The sequence below is a fragment of the Cytophagia bacterium CHB2 genome (assembly GCA_030263535.1).
Classification (GTDB): domain Bacteria; phylum Zhuqueibacterota; class Zhuqueibacteria; order Zhuqueibacterales; family Zhuqueibacteraceae; genus Coneutiohabitans.
On the sequence record SZPB01000618.1, the window covers coordinates 1 to 2149 of the forward strand.

The window sequence follows — 2149 nt, forward strand, 5'->3', positions numbered from 1 at the left end:
TTTCGGCCACTCAGGCACCTCTCCAAATTGCGGATTGATGATTACGGATTGCGGTTTTTTGATTCCGAAATCCGAAATCATCAATCCGCTATCCCAAAGCGGAGGGCGGGAGACTCGAACTCCCAAGGGTTATAAGCCCAGCGGTTTTCAAGACCGCCGCCTTACCAATTAGGTCTAGCCCTCCGAAACACTCTCTAGGCAAAATGTGCCTGCTGTAATGTTCCAGGCGTCTGCTAAAACCCTCCGGTCTTTGAATTTTAGCGGGGCAATATACAAATCAGCAAAGGTGGAGTCAATGTTTTTTTCGGGCGTATTCGCTTAAAATTTTTGCAATAACGCCGATGGAATTGATGAATTTTTTTAATACCATATCCAATCAAAACAATCGAACCCGCGCCAAATGAACCGTCTGCTCATAAACCGATTTGATGAAACCCCATGCTGAAAACACACAAACTGATGTTTCTGGTATGCTTCGCCGCGCTTCATCGGCTTTTTCCGGCTACAACATTCATGCAAGAACACTTTCACTTGAACCAATACGCCACGACTTTGTTTCGCGTGAATCCAGGGCAATCTCAAAGCTGGGTACAATCTGTACACGGCCCCGCCGGAATTGCGGCTGAAGAGAAAAATCGGTTGCAGCACAACAGCTCGCCCGCCACGTCTAATGCCGAATTTTTGTCCGCCCTGCGCGCCGGCGATCAGGCGCACGCGCGTTTTGATAATCAAGCTGCGCTGGCGGCCTATCAAAAAGCCTTACGCCTTGATTCAACACATTATGACGTGTTGTGGAAATTGACGCGCAGCCATGCCGACGTTGGTTTTGCCGCAAAAGGTCGGGCGCAAAAAGATCATTATCTGCTTGCGGAGCGCTTTGCGCGGCGTTGTGTTGCGCTTTATCCAGACTCCGCCCAGGGCCATTTTTTTCTAGCGGTGGCGCTTGGGCGCCTCGCGTTGAATGTAGGCGGCAAGCAAAAAGTCCGGCTCTCCAAAGAAATCAAAATCGCAGCGGAGCGCGCGCTTGCACTCGATCCGCGTCACGACGGCGCCATGCATGTTTTGGGCCGTTGGCATTATGAACTCGCCAATCTCAGTTGGGTCTTGCGGGCCTTTGCTAAAGTTTTATATGGCGGCGTGCCGCCCGGCGGGCACGCGCAAGCGGCCGCGTGGTTCGAAAAAGCCCTGGCAATTAATCCGAACTCGCCTGCGCATCATTTGTGGCTGGGCGAGACATTGATTGAACTGAAAGAGCACGCGCGAGCGCAGGAACATCTGCAAATCTGCTTGCGCCTGCCGGATTTGATGTGGGATGATGGCCGCAACAAAAAACAGGCGGAGAAAGCATTGGCAAAAATTCAAAATAAGCTGGAGTAAAAAAAACAACGCCGGCAGCGTCAAATTTCCTCCAGCTCGCGTTCAAGATACGTGTTGTAATCTTTTACAATCGGCGTATATTTTTCGTTGAGTAAGGGCGAAGAAATCATGAAATCGGCGGTGGCGCGATTGCAGGCGATGGGAATGTTGTAGACCACGGCGATGCGCAGCAGCGCTTTAACGTCAACATCGTGCGGCTGGGGACTCATGGGATCCCAAAAGAAAATGATGAAGTCGATTTTGCCCTCGGTGATCATCGCGCCGAGTTGCTGATCGCCGCCGAGCGGTCCGGATTTCAGCAGCGTGATGTGTTTGAATGCCGATCGCCCGCCGCGCGTAGCCGCCAATTTCTGGTGAATCGCCTTCTCCACCAGCTTGCCGGTCGTGCCCGTGCAAATCAGATTGTGCGCGAGCAACACTTCAAAATTCCATTCCACCCATTCGATCAAATCCTTTTTGCGATTGTCGTGCGCCACCAGCGCGACGTTTTTGGTTTTTTCCATGTGATCTCCTGATGCCTCTGCAGAACTCAATAAATAAATATGATAGTCGACGACGATCCCGCCGCAAAAGCGGTGGCCGTCGTGATCAAGCAACGCAAAATCACGCATTGCGCGACAAAAAACAAGAAAATTGTTTCGGCGAATTTGAAAAGAATAAGCGGATCACGTAAAAAATCCGCAGCCTCTGGACTTAGGTCCGTCGATTAAATAACTTGCCCAAAGCCAAACCGCGAATGCACGCCAATAAACGCGAATTTTAAGATTAGCGA

At 50.8% G+C, this 2149-nt stretch carries 2 protein-coding genes and 1 tRNA gene; 1 reads left to right on the forward strand and 2 read right to left on the reverse strand.

The genetic code is table 11. From position 1 onward, the window contains the following. Positions 1-99 precede the first annotated feature (99 nt). Positions 100-184 (reverse strand) — tRNA-Ser (locus tag FBQ85_29520). Between the two features lie 254 nt (positions 185-438). Between FBQ85_29520 and FBQ85_29525 the strand changes: the two genes are divergently transcribed. Beyond that, the gene (locus FBQ85_29525; protein ID MDL1879271.1) at positions 439-1377 is read left to right on the forward strand and encodes a hypothetical protein; all 939 of its coding nucleotides are present in this window, start codon (positions 439-441) and stop codon (positions 1375-1377) included. Positions 1378-1397: 20 nt separating this feature from the next. Here FBQ85_29525 and FBQ85_29530 read toward each other — a convergent pair whose 3' ends face one another. Further along, positions 1398-1880 carry a methylglyoxal synthase gene (locus FBQ85_29530; protein ID MDL1879272.1) on the reverse strand — a complete coding sequence of 161 codons (483 nt, stop codon included), beginning with the start codon at positions 1878-1880 and terminating at the stop codon, positions 1398-1400. Positions 1881-2149 lie beyond the last annotated feature (269 nt).